This window comes from Bacillus sp. 17RED48 (genome assembly GCF_019837545.1).
GTDB classification, from domain to species: domain Bacteria; phylum Bacillota; class Bacilli; order Bacillales; family Bacillaceae_G; genus Bacillus_A; species Bacillus_A wiedmannii.
The window spans coordinates 733,052-752,888 of record NZ_JADAXG010000001.1 but is presented as its reverse complement, the minus strand read 5'-3'; the positions used below and the strand labels follow the sequence as shown (position 1 = coordinate 752,888).

Below are 19,837 nucleotides of genomic sequence, written 5' to 3'. Positions count from 1 at the left end.
ATAGTTAACCAAATATACATACGACATTTCAATCTAAAAAGCACACCTCCAATTGTTATTCGTGCTTAACAATTGGGGTGCACATCATTTAGGAAAGCTCTTCTACATTTTTAAATAAACTTACTAATAATGCTTTTTGCGCATGCAATCGATTACCAGCTTGCTCAAAGACAATAGACTGTGGTCCATCTATAATTTCTCCTGTTACTTCTTCTTCACGATGGGCAGGTAAACAGTGTAAGAAACGATATGTTTGCTTCGCATGCTTAACAAGTTTGTTATTGATTTGATATGGTTGAAATAAAGTATATTTCTCTTCTTCTCCCTCTTGCCCCATGCTCATCCAAACGTCAGTATAAATGAAATCTGCTTTACTCACTGCTAATTCAGCGTTATGCAAAATTTCAATTTCAGCTCCTGTTTCCTTGGCAATCGCTAACGCTTTTTTTACAATCTCTTCATTCGGTTCATACCCTACAGGCGTTGCAACAGTCATATGCATTCCGACTTTTGCACTCGCTAACAACAATGAATGACATACGTTATTTCCGTCACCTACATAAGCCAATTTTATTCCTTTAAATGTATTTGTTTCTTCATATATTGTCATTAAATCTGCCAACGCTTGACAAGGATGATGATCATCCGTTAAACCGTTAATAACAGGAATACTCGATTCTTTTGCAAGCTCTTCTACATCTGCATGTGAGAACGTACGTATCATGATCCCATCAATATAATGAGATAATACTTTCGCAGTATCTGAAACGGTTTCTCCTCTTCCTATTTGCATCTCTTTCCCACTTAAAAACATGCCATGTCCCCCAAGCTGTACCATTCCTGCTTCAAAAGATACGCGAGTACGAGTTGAATGTTTATCAAAGATAAGCCCTAATATTTTGCCTTGTAATAAAGGCTCCTGCTTATTCTTTTTTAAATATATAGCGAACTCAATTAAAGAAATGATTTCTTCTTGCGTCAGTTCTTCTAATGTTAAAAGATCTTTCGTATTTAATTTTGGTACTTGTACAGTTGACATGAAACTTCCCCCTTATATGATTGATACGTTTTTTGTACAAACTACTTTTTTTATCATATATACTGCCTGTTCTAACTCTTCATTCGTTACAATAAGTGGTGGTAATAGTCTTATCACATTAGATCCTGCTTGTAATACGAGAAGTCCCTCTTTTTCTAGTTGTTCTATAAAACTTGCAACTTCATGCGTACATTCAATTCCAATCATAAGCCCCTTACCACGTATATTTTGAATACATTCAACATGTCGTAATTCCTCTCGCAACTTCTGTAATACGTACTCGCCCTTTTCCTTTACCTCTTTTAAAAATGATGGATTCTTACTTACTTGCAATACTTCTTTCGCTGCAGCCATTGCAATATAATTTCCACCAAACGTTGAACCGTGTGATCCTGCAGTAAACGATGTTCCAAGTTCTTTCCTGCCAATCATCGCTCCAACCGGAATGCCATTTCCAAGCGCCTTAGCGGTAGTAACGATATGAGGATGTATTCCCATTTGTTCATAAGCAAATAATGTCCCTGTTCTTCCAATTCCTGTTTGTACTTCGTCAATAATAAATAAGGAACCGAATTTATTGCATAATGTTTCAATTGCTTTCAAAAAAGATAGATTAGCAGGTATGACTCCTCCCTCTCCTTGAACAACTTCTACCATTACCGCCGCGACTTCTTCATTCATTACTTCCTCTAACGCCTTCACGTCGTTAAAAGGGGTATGTAAAAAAGACGGAAGGAGCGGACCAAACCCTTCTTTCACTTTATTTTGACCCGTCGCACTCATCGTTGCGAATGTTCTACCGTGAAAAGACTGCTGGCATGTTACGACGAGAGATTTTCCAGTATGCTTACGAGCTAGCTTCAACGCAGCTTCATTCGCCTCTGCCCCGCTATTACAGAAAAAAACAGAATCTAATGCTATATTTTCTGTTAATAATGACGCGACTTCTTCTTGTAAGCTGTTTATAAACAGGTTAGATATATGCCATAAATCATTAAGTTGCTCTTGGACAGCTTTCATAACAGTAGGGTGACAATGTCCTAAATTACATACGCCAATTCCTGATGTGAAATCTAAATATTGCTTACCATTTTTATCAATAACTTTCGTTCCACTTCCCTTTACAAGCTCAATATTTCTTCTCCCATACGTTTGAAAAAGATGACTTGTCATACGATACTTACTCCTTTCGTTACCGTCGTTCCGATACACTCTCCCGTAACTTCAGTAAAATCTTTTGTACCGTTCACAATACTTATCTTCTGCACTCCCATTTTTAATGACGCTAGTGCCGCCTGTACCTTCGGAATCATCCCGCCTGTAATAACTCCTTTTTCTATTAAAGTAACAATTTCAATTTCATCCGTTTTCTTTACTAACTTTCCTTCATGTAATATTCCATCTACATCCGTAATAAAGATGAGTTCTTTTGCGGATAAAGCGGCTGCAATTCCAGCTGCAGCTGTATCCGCATTTATGTTATAAATCTCATTATCATTTATCCCGATTGGAGCAATAACAGGAATATAATTCAAAGTTATCAATCCTTTTAGTAAGGCTGTTTCGACATAACTTACTTCTCCCACATATCCTATTTCTTCGCTGACAGGTTGAACTTGAAGTAAATTGCCGTCACACCCTGAACAACCTACCGCAAGTAAATTATGCCTTTGCAACTTCATTACAAATCTTTTATTCGTACTTCCACATAGCACCATTTGAACAATATCCATAACTTCCTTTGGTGTTACTCGTAACCCATCTCTTTTTTCTACTTTGATGTTACAATCTTTTAATTGCGCATCAATTTCTGGGCCGCCACCATGGACAATCACTACTTTATACTTCTGTTGCAATTTCTTTATACAATCAAAAAACACATCATTTAATTGATCCAACATACTACCGCCGCATTTCACTACAATATAATCGCTCATCTTCCCTCTCCTTATGTACGATAACAAGCGTTTATTTTCACATATTCATAACTTAAGTCACAGCCCCAAGCTGATCCGGTCTCTTCTCCTAAATGTAAATACACATCCATCACAATTTCATGTTCTTTTAATTTCCTTTTCATTTCCTCTTCAGAAAACATTTGAGGCTCACTATTTTTTAACACAGCGATAGATTGTAGAGTAATATCAATTGTATCCGGATGAATCGCTACTTCACTTTGTCCCATACTGCTAATAATTCGCCCCCAATTTGGGTCTTCACCATGTATTGCTGTTTTCACAAGACTCGAACCGACTATTTGCTTTGCAATTTTCTTTGCCTCTTCATTCGTTCGAGCTCCTAGCACATTTACTTCTATTAACTTCGTAGCACCTTCACCATCTTGTGCAATTTTTTTCGCTAAATCTTCACATACCTTCTGTAAAGCAAATACGAAAGTTTCCCAATCTGCATGTTCCATATTGATTGGTTTCGTTTCTGATAATCCACTTGCCATAACGATGACCATATCATTCGTAGAAGTATCTCCATCCACCGTAATTTGATTAAATGTATGATTCGTTATTTGTGATAGTGCTGTTTGCAATACGTCATGCTCTATATGAGCATCTGTCGTAATAAAACTTAGCATCGTTGCCATATTTGGGTGAATCATCCCTGAACCTTTCGCAACACCAGCAATCGTCACTTTCTTCCCATCAATCATCATCTCATAGCACGTTTCTTTCGTTATAAGATCCGTCGTTAAAATCGCTTCAGAAAAAGAATGAGCTTCACTTACTTCCTTCGTCGGGATAAGATTTGCAACTCCCTTTCGGATTATATCCATCGGTAAAGGAACACCAATTACACCTGTTGAAGCTACTGCAACGTAATTTTCTTTCACTCCAAAATGTTCGGCCCCTAATGCACGTATCTCGTAAGCATCTTGTAAGCCTTTCATTCCTGTACAAGCATTTGCATTTCCACTATTGACGACAATCGCTTGTAATTTCCCCTCAGCTGCTATACTGTCTTTCGTTACTTGCAGCGGGGCTGCTTGTATTTGATTCGTTGTATAAACAGCGGCGCATGATGCTGGCACTTCACAAATGATTACACCTAAATCCTTTTTTTCTTTTTTTAAACCAATTGCAGTACCGATTGCCGAAAAGCCTTTTGGCGTTACAATTGAACCATTTTCTAATTTTGTTATAGACTCTACTTTAATCATCCTGTCCCCCTTATAGATAAAGCGGCATATGTTGTAAACCTGTTGTTTCTTCTAGTCCCGCTACTATGTTTGCATTTTGAATCGCTTGCCCAGCCGCACCTTTCATCATATTGTCTATAACAGAAACGACTGTCACTCTTCCTGTTCTTTCATCGTAAGCTATCCCCATATCACAATAATTTGAGCCCCTCACTTCTTTCGGACTTGGAAACTCTCCTTGCATGCGAATTCGAATAAAAGCCGATTGTTCATATGTTTCTTCATATAATTTTTGAAGTTGTTCTATTTCCATTTCTCGTTTTACTTTCGCATAAAGTGTAACCATAATCCCCCGTGATATCGGTATTAAATGTGTACTAAACGTGATTGGCTTCGTTTCCCTATTCCACTCTGCAAGCATTTGCTCAATCTCAGGAATGTGTTGATGCACATTTACTTTATAAATGTGCAAGTTATCGTATAACTCAGGAAAGTGAGTCATTGTTGTTGGCGTTTTGCCCGCTCCAGATACTCCTGATTTCGCATCAATAATAATGGAATCTTCTTCAATCATGCCACTACGTACTAACGGCAATATCGCTAATAATGCGGCTGTAGCAAAACATCCTGGGTTTGCAATTAAATTTGCATTTTGAATCTCGGACCTTTTCCATTCACTTAACCCATATACAGCTTCCTTAAGAACTTTTTCTTTTGCAGCAACCCTTTTATACCACTGTTCATATGTCGAAGGATCTTTCATACGAAAGTCTCCAGATAGGTCAATTATTTTTAAACCTACTGCTAATAATTTTGGAGTTAACTCTGCCGACACTCCTGCTGGGGTTGCTAGAAATACAATTTCTGCTTTCTTCTTTATTTCCTCCGCATCAATTTCTTGTAACGTATGGACAAGAACATTTTGAAAATGCGGATATACATTTGTTATACACTCGCCAACTTGCGAAAAAGAATGGAGAGAGGCTATCGAAAAATATGGATGTTGCTCTATTAACCGAATTAACTCAATACCTCCATACCCAGTTGCTCCAATAATTGCGACTTTCATATGCTCCTCCTCATATCGATTCTTTAAATTAAGTATGATTATAATATTGTATATTTATAGAGTCAATTAAATATTTATAAATTTTATAAACTTAAAAAAACTTAATTTTACTAGAAAAACAATATACATAACCGAATTTTTATGCACAAATAGCGTATAGTAGTTTTTTTATTTCACTTCAAGTACAATAAAGTGAAACTATAATCAGTGGTTTTTTGTTCATCCCCACTGATTATTAGCCCACACCAATCGGGCGTTTAGGGGCAGTCGATCTCCCACCTAACTTCTTTGCTCTAGCCGAATTTTAAGGTGGGAGTTTTACTGCCCGTTAATACCGGGGAAAACAATACATGTATACATACAGGCGGGGAAAAACATGAATGAGAAATTAATTGAGAAAATGATCATAAAAAGTTTTCAACAATATCAATGTAATCCTATTTCAAATGAGGATCAGGAAATGCTAATTAAACATATTCAAACGATAATTCATTCAAATACTGAAATTGATGTATACGAGGCAGTGGAGGATATCGTTTACGATTATGTGACTGGAAAATAAAAAAATAGGAGATTTCCATATGGAAATCTCCTATTTTTTACTTAATGATTTACCTGCAACACGCTCAAATAAACCTGGGAATAGAGCATACAATTTCGGACCAATGCCCATCCACTTCGGTAAGTTTACTTCACGCCTTTTCGTTTGCATCGATTTTACGATCTGCTCTGCTACATATGTTGGTTTTAACATGTACCGTCCCATATTTTTCACATATGTACCGGATTGATCCGCTATTTCAAAAAAGTTTGTATCTATCGGACCTGGATTAATCGCTGTTACGAAAATATTTGTACTAGACAACTCCATGCGTAAACTATTCGTAAATCCTAATACGGCATGTTTCGTCGCTGCATACGCACTCGATTTCGGAGTTGCAATTTTCCCAGCAAGTGAAGCAATATTAATAATATGTCCTTCGTTCCTTTTCACCATATAGGGTAGTACCGCTTTCGTACAAGCTACTAATCCAAATACATTTACTTGGAACATATCTTTCACTTCATCCATTGATGCATCTTCAAATGTTTTAAAAATACCAAATCCCGCATTGTTTACTAATATATCAATACGTCCCACTTCTTGTAATACCTTTGAAAAAACAGATTGTACTTCCGTCTCTTCACTTACATCTAATACATAATAATAGCAAGGCGTATTATAAGTTTCTTTAATTTTCTCTGCTAACGCTTTTAATTTCTCTTCTGTTCTAGCCATTAATACTGGAGTCGCCCCCTGCTCTGCAACTTGCATTGCAACTTGCTCTCCAATTCCACTAGAAGCACCTGTAATGACGATTACTTTATCTTGTAAACGTCCCGTCATTGCTGTCACCTACTTTGCATAATAAATCAATTGTTGCGAAGATTCATCAATCATCACTTGTTGATTATATGCTAAAAAGTCTAATTGTCCAACAGTTTCTGAAATAGTAAGCGGCAATTGCTCCCTATATAATACCGGAAATAGTTTTACACATACTTCAAATGCTGTCATTGGTTTTTCCTTTAATAACTCAAGCACTTTAAACGCACGTGTTTCTTGCTTTTGTAATCTCGTTTCAATAAGTTGTTTCACATTTAGAACATCTTCTCCATGTCCTGATAAAATGCGCGAAATATTCATTTCACTTAAACGCTTTAACGTCTGATTATATTGTAATAACGGGCGCGCCCTTTCTGTTTGTCCTTCATATGGTGGTTCTAATATGGGATTCGAAGAAATATGACTAATGAGAGCATCCCCGCCAATTAATATTCCATCAGATTCTCTATATAATGAAATATGAGTGGAAGCATGACCTGGTGTTTCGATTACTGTAAACCCAGGTAAAGAATCAATACGATCTCCCTCTCTCACAGTATGTGTTAACGATCTATTACAAGAATATTTAAGTGTCTTCGTCGTCAATAACGCCTCGTCTTTCAAAAATGCCGCTGGAACACCAAATTGCAAAGCTGTCTCTCTAAAAAACTCATGATACCACTTTAAAAATTCTGGATTTTGCGTGATCCAAGGCTCATTCCAAGGATGTCCAATAATGTTCGTTTTCTCAGAAAATATATTTAAAAGCCCACAATGATCCGCATGATGATGCGTAATGACTACTGTTTTAATATCTTCTATCGCATATCCTAATGTACCTAATTGCCTTTCTAACGCACTTCTTGCCTCTTCTGTATTCGTCCCTGTATCAATTAATGTTAATGTCTCCCCCTCAACTAAAAACACATTCACAGTTTCAACTGCAAATGGCACAGGAATCTCCATTCGGTGAATCGCCGTCATGCTTAGCCCCCCTGTCTCTTTCCGGTTCAAAAATGAATACTTCTTCAGTTTACAACTTCTATATATATTTGTCATTATTTTCAGATAAAAAGAGGTGTTTCCTATAAAAAAACGAATGTATGTACATTTATAAGAATTTCTAACCAAATTTAAAGGAGGAACATCATGTCTATTCAAAACATTTCCTTTCTCGGTGCAGGCTCTATTGCTGAAGCTATTATTGGTGGCTTGTTACATGCAAATGTTGTGAAAGGCGAACAAATTACCGTAAGTAATCGTTCTAACGAGACAAGATTGCAGGAGCTACATAAAAAATATGGCGTTAAAGGTACGCATAATAAAAAAGAGCTACTTACTGATACAACTATTCTTTTTCTAGCAATGAAACCAAAGGATGTTGCAGAAGCACTTACTCCTTTTAAAGAAGATATACATAATAACCTGCTTATTATTTCCTTATTAGCAGGTGTTTCTACTCACTCGATTAGAAACCTGCTTCAAAAAGATGTTCCGATTATTCGTGCGATGCCAAATACATCTGCAGCTATTTTAAAATCAGCTACTGCTATCTCGCCTTCAAAACATGCAACAGCGGAACATATTCAGACTGCCATAGCTTTATTTGAAACAATCGGTCTCGTCTCTGTTGTAGAGGAAGAAGATATGCATGCTGTCACTGCATTATCTGGAAGTGGGCCTGCTTATATTTATTACGTAGTGGAAGCGATGGAAGAAGCCGCAAAAACAATTGGTTTAAAAGAAGATGTTGCAAAGTCACTTATTCTTCAGACGATGATTGGTGCTGCTGAAATGCTAAAAGCAAGTGAAAAACACCCTTCTGTTTTGCGAAAGGAAATTACTTCTCCTGGTGGAACGACCGAAGCAGGCATTGAAGTATTACAAGAACATAAATTTCAACAAGCACTTATTTCTTGTATTACACAGGCTACACAACGATCACATAATCTTGGGAAAACATTAGAACAACTAACAAAAGAAAAATAACAAATGGAGCTCAATCTTACTTGAGCTCCATTTTTTTATTAACATATATTGTTTAGTTATTAGTCTTCCCAAAAATCTCTTCTTGCAGACGGCGACCAGTTGGTGTTGCTGCAAGTCCACCTTCAGCTGTTTCACGAAGTGCTACTGGCATCGTTTGTCCGATTCTAAACATCGCCTCAATCACTTCATCACATGGAATTGTACTCGTTACGCCAGCTAATGCTAAATCAGCTGAAATCATCGCATTCGCAGCTCCTGCTGCATTACGTTTTACACAAGGTACTTCTACAAGCCCTGCAACAGGATCACATACTAAACCAAGCATATTCTTTAATGAAATCGCCATCGCTGTAGCTGCTTGATCTTGTGTTCCACCAGCCATCTCAACTGCTGCTGCTGCTGCCATTCCACTTGCTGAACCTACTTCAGCTTGGCAACCTCCTGCCGCGCCGGAAATACAAGCATTATTCGCAACAACCATACCGAAAGCTCCTGCTGTAAATAAAAATTCGATCATCTCTTCGCGTGTCGGCTGTAATTTTTCTTGCAGTGCAAACAGTACACCTGGCACTGTTCCAGCAGACCCTGCTGTTGGTGTTGCACAAATAATTCCCATCGCTGCGTTTACTTCATTTGTTGCAACAGCTTTACTCACCGCGTCCAAAATCGTATCTCCAGATAAGCCTTTTCCGCTATTCATATACGCCTGAACTTTTACAGCATCTCCGCCAGTTAAACCAGTTGGTGATTTTACTCCGCGAATACCACGTTCTACCGCTTGCTCCATCACGACTAAGTTCTTTTCCATACCAGCAATTACTTCTTCACGTGAAATATTTCTTGTTTTCATTTCACATTGAATCATAATTTCTGCGATCTTTACATTTTGTTCTTTAGCTTGCGCCACTAGTTCCGTTGCGTTCCGAAACATGGTGTGTCCCCCCTGCAATTATTCCATAATAGTTACTTGACAAATATTTTGTTGCGCGTTTATTTCTTCAATCACTTCATCTGCTAATAATTCATCTGTTTCGATAACCATAAGCGCTCTTCTTCCTTTTTCTTTACGAGAAACACTCATTGTACTAATGTTAATTTCATGTTTCGCAAGGATTGAAGCTACTGCTGCAATAGCACCGAAGCGATCGTTATTTACAATAAGTAGTGCTGGACTCGTGCCTGTTAATTGAAGATCGAATCCGTTTAATTCTACAACTTCAATTTTACCGCCACCAATTGAGCAAGCAACAACTTCAATTTCTTCTTCACCTTTATACAAACGAATTCTCGCTGTATTTGGGTGAGGTGCATTTGCATCTTCTTCAATGAATTCTACTTCGATTTTGCGCTCTTTTGCTATGTCTAGCGCCTCTGGAATACGTAAGTCATCTGTTTCAAACCCTAATATTCCACCGATCAATGCTACATCCGTACCATGCCCTCGATACGTCTTTGCAAATGATCCATATAATGAAATGCTTACTCTTTCTGGTTCATGACGAAACAGCTGGCGAGCAACTTGCCCCATTCTTGCTGCGCCTGCTGTATGTGAACTTGATGGACCAATCATAACTGGACCAATAATATCAAATACTGAGCGATACTTCATCATAACTCCCCCTAAACCTCTATGCAAAAATTTTTTACTATTCTATTAAGCTACCGAATCGGTTGCTTTTCCAGTTGTACGACGAATTTGTTCCGCTATACGAATTGGATAGTTTTTGAATAACAGTGAAACAATATATCCTGAAATAATACCAATTATCATAATAAATAAGAAACTTAGCATTACCTTCATTTAAAAATAATATAAGCTAATCCACAATAAAGTCTTGTAGCAATCCAAAGTTTAACACAGAACCCCTTACAAGGATAGCATAACAAGTGAAACGCCCATTGCTTTCATACCTTTTCGTGCTTTAAGGCTAAAAAGTAAAAAAGACTTCATATAAATAATAGTAATATCTTTCCTATTATAAATTCCATGTTGCTCTCTCACAATTTAGTCAACTTCACTTATTACGACAAATGCCTAAAACGCATGTAGCCTACAATAAATTTTGATCTGCCCTCATTATAGCTCGTTTTTAATAAAACGCTTACTTTTAATGAATTTTAAAAGTTCTGAATAACGATCTGTTTTTGCTATTTGTACCACTCGTATGTCGTCTGACTTATATAACAGTTTTTCTAAACAATCGGTACTATGTATTTTTATCCTATCTCTTCACATCATTAAAACTTTCTGTTTCATCCAATATAAACATAAAATGATAACAGTTTTATTTTAAATTTTTTTTAGAAATAAAAAAATGGCAACCTTTCGTCACCATTTTTTCACACCATTATTATCTTTCTACCGGAAATATTTTCAAGTCCGTAGCTATTTCTGTATTAGAAAATAGCTCTCTTGCCTCTTTCCATAATTCCTTATATGTATCCCCTTGATAACGAGAACTAATATGAGTCAATATTAATCGTTTTGCATTTGCCTGAAGTGCAATACTCGCAGCTTGCTTAGATGTGGAATGAAAATAATCATACGCTTGTTGTTCATCTTCTGCTGCAAAAGTTGCCTCATGAACAAGTACGTCAGCGTCTTGTGCCAGCTCTCTACTCGCTTCACAATACCTTGTATCACCTAAAATGGTAATAATTCTTCCCTTTTGAGGCGAACCAATAAAATCTTTTCCATTTAGTATCGTACCATCTTCTAATTCAACTATTTCTCCATCTTTTAAACGTTTAAAAAGTGGACCGGGTTTCACACCCATCTCCAGCAATTTATCGACTAAAAGAGCACCTTGTATATCTTTCTCTACAATACGATACCCAAAACATTCAATACCATGTGACAATCTTTTCGTTTCCACGTGAAATTCATTATCTTCAAATACAGTACCTTCTTCTGTTATCTCCACAATTTCAAGTGGATATTTTACATGTGTGGTACTTACTGATAATGCCACTTCAATAAATTGTTTAATTCCTTTTGGTCCATACACAGTTAAAGGTGTAGTCCCTCCTTGAAACGAACGGCTTCCTAATAAACCTGGCAATCCAAAAATATGATCACCATGTAAATGCGTAATAAATATTTTTTCAATGCGGCGTGGGCGTACTGATGTATGTAATATTTGATGTTGCGTCGCCTCGCCACAATCAAATAACCAAGTCTGTCCTCGTTCTTCTAACAATTGCAAAGCAATTGCCGAAACGTTCCTTCCTTTCGAAGGAACACCTGCACCAGTTCCTAAAAATACAAATTCCACTTTCTTTCCTCCAGCTCTTTATATAATCTACCTTTCATCTTACGGAATGTTATTTCAAATGGCAAATCGAATTTACATAACCAATCATCTAGACAACTATATAACACGAACATTATACTCAAAAAACTTAGTAACCGTTCGTGTTTTATGTTAAAATGGTTATACTACATTTTAAGGGAGCGTTTTATTATGAAAGAAGCATTTCGTTTACAAACTGATTTTTCATCTTCATTTGATCGCTGGGTAAGTTCTTTCGTGTCTGATCACCCAGCACAATTAGAATGGACGACTTTGAAAGAATTAATCCATGAATATACAACAACACATACAAATGATTCATTACCAACATATATTTCTTCAGCTTTAACATATTACGCACAACGCGTTTCAACAACAAACAGCTCAGAAATTGTTATTTTTGAAAATGCTACAATCTCATAATCTATAAATAAAAAAGCACTGGTTACAGTGCTTTTTTATTTATATTTATTTAGCACATCTTCATATTCCGTCCAAAAATTTGTATACATACTTTGATCAAACTCATCTAAAACTATCTTTTCACTTGAGTTATTAAATAATTCTTTTGCTTGTAGTGCAATTGAAGTAACTATACTTTAACTTTTTGTAAATAGCTTATTTTTATTTAATATCTAGATATAAAACAGTTGTTATTAGTTGAAAAGCTTTGTGTAATGATATGTTTTACAAGATATTTGTTAAAAAGTTATAGTTAACATTAAAGAAATATTAATATTATAAAATCTATATATTAAACTTTAAATGGTGTGTTATATTTTTTAAGGGCTTACAAGTAAAAAAATAGGAGGAGAATAAATGAAAAAAAATAGCGATTCTGACTTTAACAGCAGGAATAGCCTTATCAAGCTTTGCAGCAGCAGCAGCAGCAAAATCTAATCATGAAAACAGCGACTGGTCAAATGTATATCGTGTTTACAGTCCTAATGATGAAACGCCATCTCGACCTAAATATAATAAAACAGCTTATTATATGAGGGTAGACGACATGTCAGGATTAGATGGATATTTCAATGCCTGGGCTGCATTAAAAGATGGTACAGATGTTTCTGATGGTCATACGTACATAATGCGTGATGGTCAAGAAGAATTCTTATACAATTTGGCAGTTGAGAAATTTAATTCTGGTATCAAGGTTAAAATTGATACTAGAAGATGGGCTGAGGGCACAGCGACAGGTGTTTGGAGTCCAGATAGTATCCGTAAATAATTATATATAAATATAATATTTTATATTCTTGTAAGCCTTTCCTCGTAACATTACATATTTTAAGTGTTACGAGGAGTATATTTGAATTTTTAAGAGGTGAAACATGGGTACTTACTTTAACGAAAGAATGAGTAATAAGAATTTTTATTTTTCACTTATGTTAGGAATAGCCTTATCTTGTATATATATATTATATTATGTAATTCCACTAACCGATAAAAGGGATGTTATCTTCACTCCATATACAACTTGGATGGGAATTAATAGTATTGTAACACCTTCCTTTTTATTTTTCTTTATACTTCCAGTGATTGCAAGTTTACCTAGTTCATCACTCTTTCAGGAAGATAAAAAAATGGATCTTTTTTGTTTGTAATTATACGAAGTAATTATAAAATGTATTTTCTTAAGCTGTTTAGTAAAACCTTTCTTATCGGGGGCTTTGTTGTTATTATTCCATTGATTTTAAACATTTTTTTATCATTTATGTTTCTTCCAAATATAACTCCTGATGAAGTTTTAAATTCTAATATAGGGATGTACGAGCGATCAACCTTTTTTATTAACATTTATTTCACTCACCCTTTTATTCATATGATTTTATATACAGTTATTGCTTTTGTTTATGGAGGAGCATTTGCTTTGTTTTCTCTTAGTATGTCCTTTTATGCCAAGCATACTTTTATAACTTTATTAAGTGCTTTTTTATTACAACTTTTTTTAATGATAATCAATTTATTTTATTCAACGCCCCTTGCTCCTATCTATTTCTTATCTGAATTTCATATATATCATGGAGCCGATATCATTGTTTCTATTTTAGTGTTGGTAGGGATTTTTATTTTATCGATACTTTTATTTTTAAGAGGAGTAAAACGCCATGTTATTTTATAGCCTTTTGAAAATGTATTTATTAGAGTTGTTTCAAAAACGAAGGTTATTTGTGATTAATATTTTATTTCTTATAGTAGGTGTGTCGATTCACCTCATTAGATCATTTTACTTTTTATCTAATGATTCTTTGTTTTCACTTCTTAGTACTTCAAGGGATATGAAAATAATATTATTTAGTTATCTTCCATTATTGCTTCTGTTTTTCTATTCATTTAATTATACAGATAAAAATGTTTATGTGTATTTTAGACATAAAACTCGTCAATCATATTGTTTTCATTTAATCAGAAAAATTGTAAGTCTAGCAATTATATATTCAAGTATCTACCTGTTAATTGTAGGAATAAATTTTTTAATTGTAAAAGAGAAAATAGTGATTTGGTTGCTTCCATCTTCAAATTGGTTAGTAATTATATATTTTATAGTATCGTTATGGTTAGTAACTGTAGCAATATGTATTTTTGCACAAATACTAGTATTTTTCGTTAAACATAAAGCTATTTGTATTTTTACTATTTACTTTCTTATTACGATAGATCAATTATCAGAAAAAAAATATAATTTTTCTTTATTTTGGTCAAAAGGTTTGATTTTTCAAGAAAAGGACTGGTTTCTAATAGATATAACCTTGCTGAAATTAGCTTTTATGTTAGGGATTATTAGTATTTTATTTGCTATATTGAATATTTGTTTACATCGGATGGACTTATATAACGGAAGTGATTAATTACGATGAAAAATAGTGTTTTTTATAAATTGGTAAAAAGGGATTTAATATTAAGCAGTCATAGTATGAAATTAAGATTTATAATATCATTTATTGTTTATAGTGTGTTGGTGGTGGGAGAAGTATTTTTATTAAAGCAATCAGCCCAGTATAGAGAACTTCCTTCAAATGCTATAACAATTCTTGATGTCTTGTATGAACTGCTAAAAGGAATATCTTTTAAAGAAGTTGAAATGGGGCGATTTCAGCTTCCTGTAACATGGCTTATATTACAATTATCTTATTGTTTTATATTAGGTACGTATGTAAGAGCTGATTTTATACAACAGACACCGTATCTTTTAACGAGGAAAGTGTCTAGGTATCAAGTATTGTTTAGCAAATTTATTAGTACATGTATATTAACTATTTGTATAACTTTATTATTTTATATTGCCGTGTTCTTCTGGGGAGGCATTTTTTGTTCTTATCAATTTGACTGGGGAATATATACAGAGAAGGTCAATCCTACAATTTATAATTATTTTAAAGAAACCATTTTTATTATAAAAAGCTTTACTTTACAACTAATAACATCTTCCTTATTAGTTTGGGTTTATTTAATTGTGTCTACTAAATTAAAAAGTATTATTTCATATATAGTGATTATAGTGATTATTACCATGACTATATTTATGCCGGTTATATATAATCCGTTTGATAGTATGTTAATCCGTAAGAATTTATTTTACGTTAATAATGAACATTTTCTATATTCTATATTCTATTTTCTTTTGTGCGCTTTTTTTCTATGGATAAGTGGTTATTGGATAGGGAAAACATTTGAATTTGTTAATAGAAAGGATACTTCTGATGATTTACATTGAGGCTAAACATGTTTCTAAAGTGCTAAAAGGCAATATTATTTTAAATGATGTTCATTTCGAATTAGAAAAGGGGAAAATTTATGGTTTTAAAGGGAGAAATGGTTCAGGTAAAACAATGCTTTTTAGAGCTTTATTAGGATTGATGAAAATAGATAGTGGTGAAATATTAATAGATAGAAAAATAATTGGTATTGATCATCCGTTTCCTGAAAATACAGGCATTATCATTGAATATCCGGGATTCATTCCAGACTATACAGGATTTAAAAACTTAAAACTATTAGCTTCTATTCAAAATAAAATAACGGATAATATAATTCGTGAAACAATGGAGCTCGTAGGATTAAATCCAGAAGATACAAGAAAAGTAAAAAAATATTCACTTGGAATGAAGCAAAGATTGGGTATAGCACAAGCAATTATGGAGAGCCCTAAGTTATTAATTTTAGATGAGCCAACAAACGCTTTAGATGAAAATGGAATTCAGGATATAACTAAAATCTTATTAGATTTAAAGTCTAAAGGTACAACTATATTAGTTGCGAGTCACGATAGTGAAACATTAAATATAATTGCAGACAGAATATTCCTAGTTGAGAATGGTAAAGTATCACTATCTTCACAGATGTAGAGGGAGAAAGATATGAATAAAAAACGATATGTTTTTATGATTATTTGTACATTTTTTATAATAGGGGCATGTTGGAGATATCAGGTAGTAAATAATTTAAATGAATCTTATATTGTGAAATCAGAAAATATTAATCTAGGTCAATCATTTAATACAGATATATTTAAATTTAGCATTAATTCTTTCGAGAAGAAACAAGTAATTGATAATAATGGAAATAAAGAAATTCATTATCTTTTTGATATTGAAGCAACAAATAACACGCAAACTGAACAAACAATTTTTACAGGTTTGCATATATTGGCACCCTTAAAAGGAGTTAATAAGACGAATGGAATGTTTAATGAGAATACAAAGAAAACAATAGTTTCATGGGAGAAGTTACAAAACCATAAAGGCATTGTAACAATGAAAATGAGGGAAAGTTGGGGAGTTGCACTTAATACACCTGCGAAATTAGTATATCTAGGTGAAAAAGATGGTAAAAAAATAAAATACATATTAGATTTACCTAACAACTAAAGGCCTAATTTGCTTGTTGATTTCTGAATAAGATGATTTGTAATATATGTCATCTTGTATTACACTTTGCCTATTTTAATAGCTTCTATCAAACAAGAGTGAAAATTTTAATAGATAAAGCCGTTATAAAACATACCGAAGAAGTTAAAATTTTTACTTGGGACAACGAATAGTAAGTCTAATACTTTTTGTGGCGTTACTGCAGCTGGTTGGAAAACTTCATTAGATTTAGAAGCAAGTTAAAAATGAAAGGTGTCATGATATTTACAACTTCATGACACCTTCTACATAAACTTATTTTCTAATTTTTGCTGAAAAGACTTTTCTTGCTTACGTAATAATTGACTACCTCGTTGTAAAATCGGCATTCCATACTTATCATTAATTTGATCGATGACAGCAAGTAGCGGCTCTTCTTTCGCATCTTCTTCAAATGAAAACAAATCCAATTGTTTCACCGATTCTGTCTTCCACTCTATTTCAGTAGCTGTAACACCTAATAAACGAACGGAATCACCGTCCCAATGTTGCTTCCATAAACGAGAGGCTGCCTGAAAAATATCTCGTTCTTCCCAAATCGCATTTTTCAATTGCTTACTCCGCGTTACTGTCCGCCTATCATGATATTTAATCATAATTTGAATATTATAGCTGACAAGAGTTCGCTTTTGTAATCTTTTACTTACTGATTTTGATAGCCGTTCTAACATATCAAGTAATTCTTTCGCTTCATCCATATCCTTTGAAAAAGTCATCGAATTACCGACACTTTTATGTTGTCCCATTTGACTCGGGTCAACTTCCCTATCATCCATACCTTTTGCCCGCCACTTTAAATCAACACCATGCTTTCCAATTTTAGCGCGAATGATATGTTCGTTTCCTTTTGCTAACTGCTCAATTGTTTTTATATGAATATCATTTAATTTTTCAGCTGTTTTTTCTCCAATTCCATGCATCGCTTCAACTGGAAGTGGCCAAATCATTTCTGGAATATCTCGTTTTCGAAGCACAGTAATACCGAGAGGCTTTTTCATATCAGAAGCTGTTTTTGCTAGGAAAAGGTTAGGAGCAATTCCGATGCTACACGGAAGCTGTAACTCTGTTAATAACGCCTGCTGGATCATCTTTGCTATTTCAAGAGGCGAACCGAGTGCGTAGCAATCTGTAATATCTAAATATCCTTCATCTATTGAGACTGGTTGTATTTTTTCTGTAAAACGGGAAAGGATTTGAAACATTTGAAATGAAGCTTCACGATATAATGTAAAATTAGGACGCATTACAACTAATTGTGGACATAACCTTTTTGCTTCCCAAAGAGGCATCGTTGTACGTATTCCATAGTCTCTCGCCTCATAACTACATGTTATGATAATTCCTTTTCTTTCTTTTTCATTTCCAGCAACTGCTAACGGCTTCCCTTGTAATGATGGGTCATGAGCAATTTCAACAGATGCGAAAAAACAATTCATATCTACATGCAAAATAACACGACCATTTTTCGGATACATTTCTCGCATAGTACTCACCCCTTCAAAGAACATTTGTTCCTTCATTATATCAAATTTTGCATAATAGTTATAATAATTACTTGTTCTTTTCCTTTTATACATTTGATATAATTTACATAAAATGTATAAAATTACAAAAGGGGTGATTATGATGAAATCAACTAATAAACTCAACTATACGTTCCTTGTGATTATATTAATCATAGCCATTAATTATTTACTGCTTCCTATTTTCAATATTAATACGTTTGGATTCTTCCCTCGCCTAGTACATATAGCAACAACTTATATATTGCCATGGATTTTCTTGTATTGGCTGATCCGCCTTGTAAAAGCAATTGAATCAAAATAAAAAGCGTGTAAATCAATTGTGATTTACACGCTTTTTCTATTACATTACTTCGCTACTTCTTCAATAATTGCTATAACTAATTCTGCTGTTTTCGCTAATTCTTCAACAGGAATCTTTTCGTTTGTTGTATGAATTTCTTCATAACCAACCGCTAAGTTAACTGTTGGGATACCGTGTCCTGCAATTACGTTTGCATCACTTCCGCCACCACTTTGGTGAAGAGAAGGTGTACGACCAATGTTTTCAGCTGCACGTTTTGCAACTTCTACAACGTGATCGCCATCAGCAAATTTAAATCCTGGATACATAACGTTTACTTCAACGTCTGCTTGACCGCCCATTTCTTTTGCAGTTGTTTCAAATGCTTCTTTCATTTTCGCAACTTGTACTTCCATTTTCTCATTGATTAAAGAACGCGCTTCTGCAAAGATTTGTACATGATCGCAAACGATATTTGTTTGTGTACCACCTTCAAAACGTCCAATATTTGCAGTTGTTTCAGAATCAATACGACCAAGTGGCATCTTCGCAATTGCCTTCGCTGCGATAGTAATTGCAGATACACCTTTTTCTGGTGCTACACCAGCGTGAGCTGTTTTCCCACGAATAATTGCATTCACTTTCGCTTGTGTTGGAGCTGCAACAACGATTTCACCAACTTTTCCATCGCTATCTAATGCGTAACCGTATTTCGCTGTAATGCGCTCACGATCTAATGCTTTTGCACCAACAAGACCAGATTCTTCTCCAACTGTAATAATAAATTCAATTTTACCATGAGGGATGTTTTTCTCTTTTAAAACACGAATTGCTTCGAACATTGATGCTAATCCAGCTTTATCATCCGCACCTAAAATCGTAGTACCATCTGATACGATATATCCATCTTTAATAGAAGGCTTAATTCCATTACCAGGAACTACTGTATCCATATGAGAAGTAAAGTAAATTGTATCAACACCATCTTTTGTTGCTGGTAAAGTACAAATTAAATTACCTGCACCATGCCCAGTAACAGTCATTGTGTCATCTTCAAATACTTCTACACCTAAATCTGTAAATTTCTTTGTTAATACTTTGCAGATTTCTGCTTCAAATTTCGTTTCAGAATCTACTTGTACTAATTCCATAAATTCATTTACTAAACGTTCTTGATTAATCATAAGACTGCGCCTCCTGCACTACCATTATGT

Annotated in this window: 24 protein-coding genes and 1 pseudogene; 11 read left to right on the top strand and 14 right to left on the bottom strand. The window is 34.5% G+C overall.

All coding sequences use genetic code 11. The features are described from left to right. Positions 1 to 88: 88 nt before the first annotated feature. Genes argF through argC form a run of 5 tightly spaced genes read right to left on the bottom strand, consistent with a single transcriptional unit; the run spans position 89 to position 5,259 of the window. Positions 89 to 1,039 carry an ornithine carbamoyltransferase gene (gene argF, locus ILT06_RS04175; RefSeq protein WP_064474861.1) on the bottom strand — a complete coding sequence of 317 codons (951 nt, stop codon included), beginning with the start codon at positions 1,037 to 1,039 and terminating at the stop codon, positions 89 to 91. Positions 1,040 to 1,051: 12 nt separating this feature from the next. Further along, positions 1,052 to 2,212: an acetylornithine transaminase gene (locus ILT06_RS04170; RefSeq protein WP_064474860.1), complete on the bottom strand. Its 1,161-nt coding sequence runs from the start codon at positions 2,210 to 2,212 to the stop codon at positions 1,052 to 1,054. Then, the gene (gene argB, locus ILT06_RS04165) at positions 2,209 to 2,976 is read right to left on the bottom strand and encodes an acetylglutamate kinase (protein ID WP_088047202.1); all 768 of its coding nucleotides are present in this window, start codon (positions 2,974 to 2,976) and stop codon (positions 2,209 to 2,211) included. Before argB ends, ILT06_RS04170 begins: the two co-directional genes overlap by 4 nt. An 11-nt stretch (positions 2,977 to 2,987) precedes the next feature. Beyond that, the gene (gene argJ / locus ILT06_RS04160; RefSeq protein WP_098102729.1) at positions 2,988 to 4,211 is read right to left on the bottom strand and encodes a bifunctional glutamate N-acetyltransferase/amino-acid acetyltransferase ArgJ; all 1,224 of its coding nucleotides are present in this window, start codon (positions 4,209 to 4,211) and stop codon (positions 2,988 to 2,990) included. A gap of 10 nt (positions 4,212 to 4,221) precedes the next feature. Beyond that, positions 4,222 to 5,259 carry an N-acetyl-gamma-glutamyl-phosphate reductase gene (argC, locus tag ILT06_RS04155; RefSeq protein ID WP_222654864.1) on the bottom strand — a complete coding sequence of 346 codons (1,038 nt, stop codon included), beginning with the start codon at positions 5,257 to 5,259 and terminating at the stop codon, positions 4,222 to 4,224. A gap of 376 nt (positions 5,260 to 5,635) precedes the next feature. Between argC and ILT06_RS04150 the strand changes: the two genes are divergently transcribed. Next, positions 5,636 to 5,821, top strand: coding sequence for a YqzH family protein (locus ILT06_RS04150; RefSeq protein WP_064474856.1), 186 nt, complete (start codon positions 5,636 to 5,638; stop codon positions 5,819 to 5,821). A gap of 30 nt (positions 5,822 to 5,851) precedes the next feature. On the opposite strand, the gene ILT06_RS04145 is transcribed toward ILT06_RS04150, so the two are convergent. Beyond that, positions 5,852 to 6,646 (bottom strand): SDR family oxidoreductase, encoded by a 795-nt coding sequence (locus ILT06_RS04145; protein WP_098102727.1) that lies wholly within the window; start codon positions 6,644 to 6,646, stop codon positions 5,852 to 5,854. 9 nt (positions 6,647 to 6,655) lie between these two features. Then, complete coding sequence (locus ILT06_RS04140; protein WP_098102726.1) at positions 6,656 to 7,609, bottom strand: MBL fold metallo-hydrolase; 954 nt, start codon at positions 7,607 to 7,609, stop codon at positions 6,656 to 6,658. Between the two features lie 165 nt (positions 7,610 to 7,774). Between ILT06_RS04140 and proI the strand changes: the two genes are divergently transcribed. Next, complete coding sequence (gene proI / locus ILT06_RS04135; protein ID WP_000027261.1) at positions 7,775 to 8,614, top strand: pyrroline-5-carboxylate reductase ProI; 840 nt, start codon at positions 7,775 to 7,777, stop codon at positions 8,612 to 8,614. Positions 8,615 to 8,666: 52 nt separating this feature from the next. On the opposite strand, the gene sdaAA is transcribed toward proI, so the two are convergent. The 4 genes from sdaAA to rnz all read right to left on the bottom strand — a co-directional run bounded on the left by sdaAA (position 8,667) and on the right by rnz (position 11,889). Next, positions 8,667 to 9,545 (bottom strand): L-serine ammonia-lyase, iron-sulfur-dependent, subunit alpha, encoded by an 879-nt coding sequence (gene sdaAA, locus ILT06_RS04130; RefSeq protein ID WP_064474853.1) that lies wholly within the window; start codon positions 9,543 to 9,545, stop codon positions 8,667 to 8,669. Between the two features lie 18 nt (positions 9,546 to 9,563). Further along, the gene (gene sdaAB / locus ILT06_RS04125) at positions 9,564 to 10,223 is read right to left on the bottom strand and encodes an L-serine ammonia-lyase, iron-sulfur-dependent subunit beta (RefSeq protein WP_000877441.1); all 660 of its coding nucleotides are present in this window, start codon (positions 10,221 to 10,223) and stop codon (positions 9,564 to 9,566) included. A gap of 45 nt (positions 10,224 to 10,268) precedes the next feature. Then, positions 10,269 to 10,415, bottom strand: coding sequence for a hypothetical protein (locus ILT06_RS04120; protein ID WP_179194447.1), 147 nt, complete (start codon positions 10,413 to 10,415; stop codon positions 10,269 to 10,271). A 550-nt stretch (positions 10,416 to 10,965) separates the two neighbouring features. Next, on the bottom strand, positions 10,966 to 11,889 hold the full coding sequence (gene rnz, locus ILT06_RS04115) for a ribonuclease Z (protein ID WP_098102725.1): 924 nt from the start codon (positions 11,887 to 11,889) through the stop codon (positions 10,966 to 10,968). 189 nt (positions 11,890 to 12,078) lie between these two features. Here rnz and ILT06_RS04110 point away from each other — a divergent pair, with 189 nt between their 5' ends. After that, positions 12,079 to 12,330, top strand: coding sequence for a DUF3932 family protein (locus ILT06_RS04110; RefSeq protein WP_000656495.1), 252 nt, complete (start codon positions 12,079 to 12,081; stop codon positions 12,328 to 12,330). A 35-nt stretch (positions 12,331 to 12,365) separates the two neighbouring features. On the opposite strand, the pseudogene ILT06_RS32415 reads toward ILT06_RS04110, so the two are convergent. Continuing rightward, positions 12,366 to 12,500, bottom strand: a pseudogene (locus ILT06_RS32415) (DNA polymerase IV); the annotation flags it as partial. A gap of 401 nt (positions 12,501 to 12,901) precedes the next feature. Here ILT06_RS32415 and ILT06_RS32410 point away from each other — a divergent pair. The 7 genes from ILT06_RS32410 to ILT06_RS04080 all read left to right on the top strand — a co-directional run bounded on the left by ILT06_RS32410 (position 12,902) and on the right by ILT06_RS04080 (position 16,778). Further along, the gene (locus tag ILT06_RS32410) at positions 12,902 to 13,138 is read left to right on the top strand and encodes a hypothetical protein (RefSeq protein ID WP_240368243.1); all 237 of its coding nucleotides are present in this window, start codon (positions 12,902 to 12,904) and stop codon (positions 13,136 to 13,138) included. Between the two features lie 103 nt (positions 13,139 to 13,241). Further along, positions 13,242 to 13,514 carry a hypothetical protein gene (locus tag ILT06_RS32405; RefSeq protein WP_261784465.1) on the top strand — a complete coding sequence of 91 codons (273 nt, stop codon included), beginning with the start codon at positions 13,242 to 13,244 and terminating at the stop codon, positions 13,512 to 13,514. A 20-nt stretch (positions 13,515 to 13,534) separates the two neighbouring features. Then, positions 13,535 to 14,032: a hypothetical protein gene (locus ILT06_RS32400; RefSeq protein WP_242288679.1), complete on the top strand. Its 498-nt coding sequence runs from the start codon at positions 13,535 to 13,537 to the stop codon at positions 14,030 to 14,032. Between the two features lie 373 nt (positions 14,033 to 14,405). Beyond that, positions 14,406 to 14,759: a hypothetical protein gene (locus tag ILT06_RS32395; RefSeq protein WP_242288681.1), complete on the top strand. Its 354-nt coding sequence runs from the start codon at positions 14,406 to 14,408 to the stop codon at positions 14,757 to 14,759. A 5-nt stretch (positions 14,760 to 14,764) separates the two neighbouring features. Continuing rightward, positions 14,765 to 15,625, top strand: a complete 861-nt coding sequence (locus tag ILT06_RS04090) for a hypothetical protein (RefSeq protein WP_098102723.1) — start codon at positions 14,765 to 14,767, stop codon at positions 15,623 to 15,625. Continuing rightward, complete coding sequence (locus ILT06_RS04085; RefSeq protein ID WP_222654863.1) at positions 15,612 to 16,256, top strand: ATP-binding cassette domain-containing protein; 645 nt, start codon at positions 15,612 to 15,614, stop codon at positions 16,254 to 16,256. The genes ILT06_RS04090 and ILT06_RS04085 overlap by 14 nt, the downstream gene beginning before the upstream one ends. A gap of 12 nt (positions 16,257 to 16,268) precedes the next feature. Then, positions 16,269 to 16,778, top strand: coding sequence for a hypothetical protein (locus tag ILT06_RS04080; RefSeq protein ID WP_088048138.1), 510 nt, complete (start codon positions 16,269 to 16,271; stop codon positions 16,776 to 16,778). A 284-nt stretch (positions 16,779 to 17,062) separates the two neighbouring features. On the opposite strand, the gene ILT06_RS04075 is transcribed toward ILT06_RS04080, so the two are convergent. Beyond that, positions 17,063 to 18,301 (bottom strand): DNA polymerase IV, encoded by a 1,239-nt coding sequence (locus ILT06_RS04075; RefSeq protein ID WP_088048137.1) that lies wholly within the window; start codon positions 18,299 to 18,301, stop codon positions 17,063 to 17,065. 142 nt (positions 18,302 to 18,443) lie between these two features. Between ILT06_RS04075 and ILT06_RS04070 the strand changes: the two genes are divergently transcribed. Continuing rightward, on the top strand, positions 18,444 to 18,644 hold the full coding sequence (locus ILT06_RS04070; protein WP_046957503.1) for a hypothetical protein: 201 nt from the start codon (positions 18,444 to 18,446) through the stop codon (positions 18,642 to 18,644). Positions 18,645 to 18,688: 44 nt separating this feature from the next. Here the strand turns inward: ILT06_RS04070 and ILT06_RS04065 are convergent, their stop codons facing one another. Beyond that, positions 18,689 to 19,807, bottom strand: coding sequence for a tripeptidase T (locus ILT06_RS04065; RefSeq protein WP_064474844.1), 1,119 nt, complete (start codon positions 19,805 to 19,807; stop codon positions 18,689 to 18,691). Positions 19,808 to 19,837: the final 30 nt, after the last annotated feature.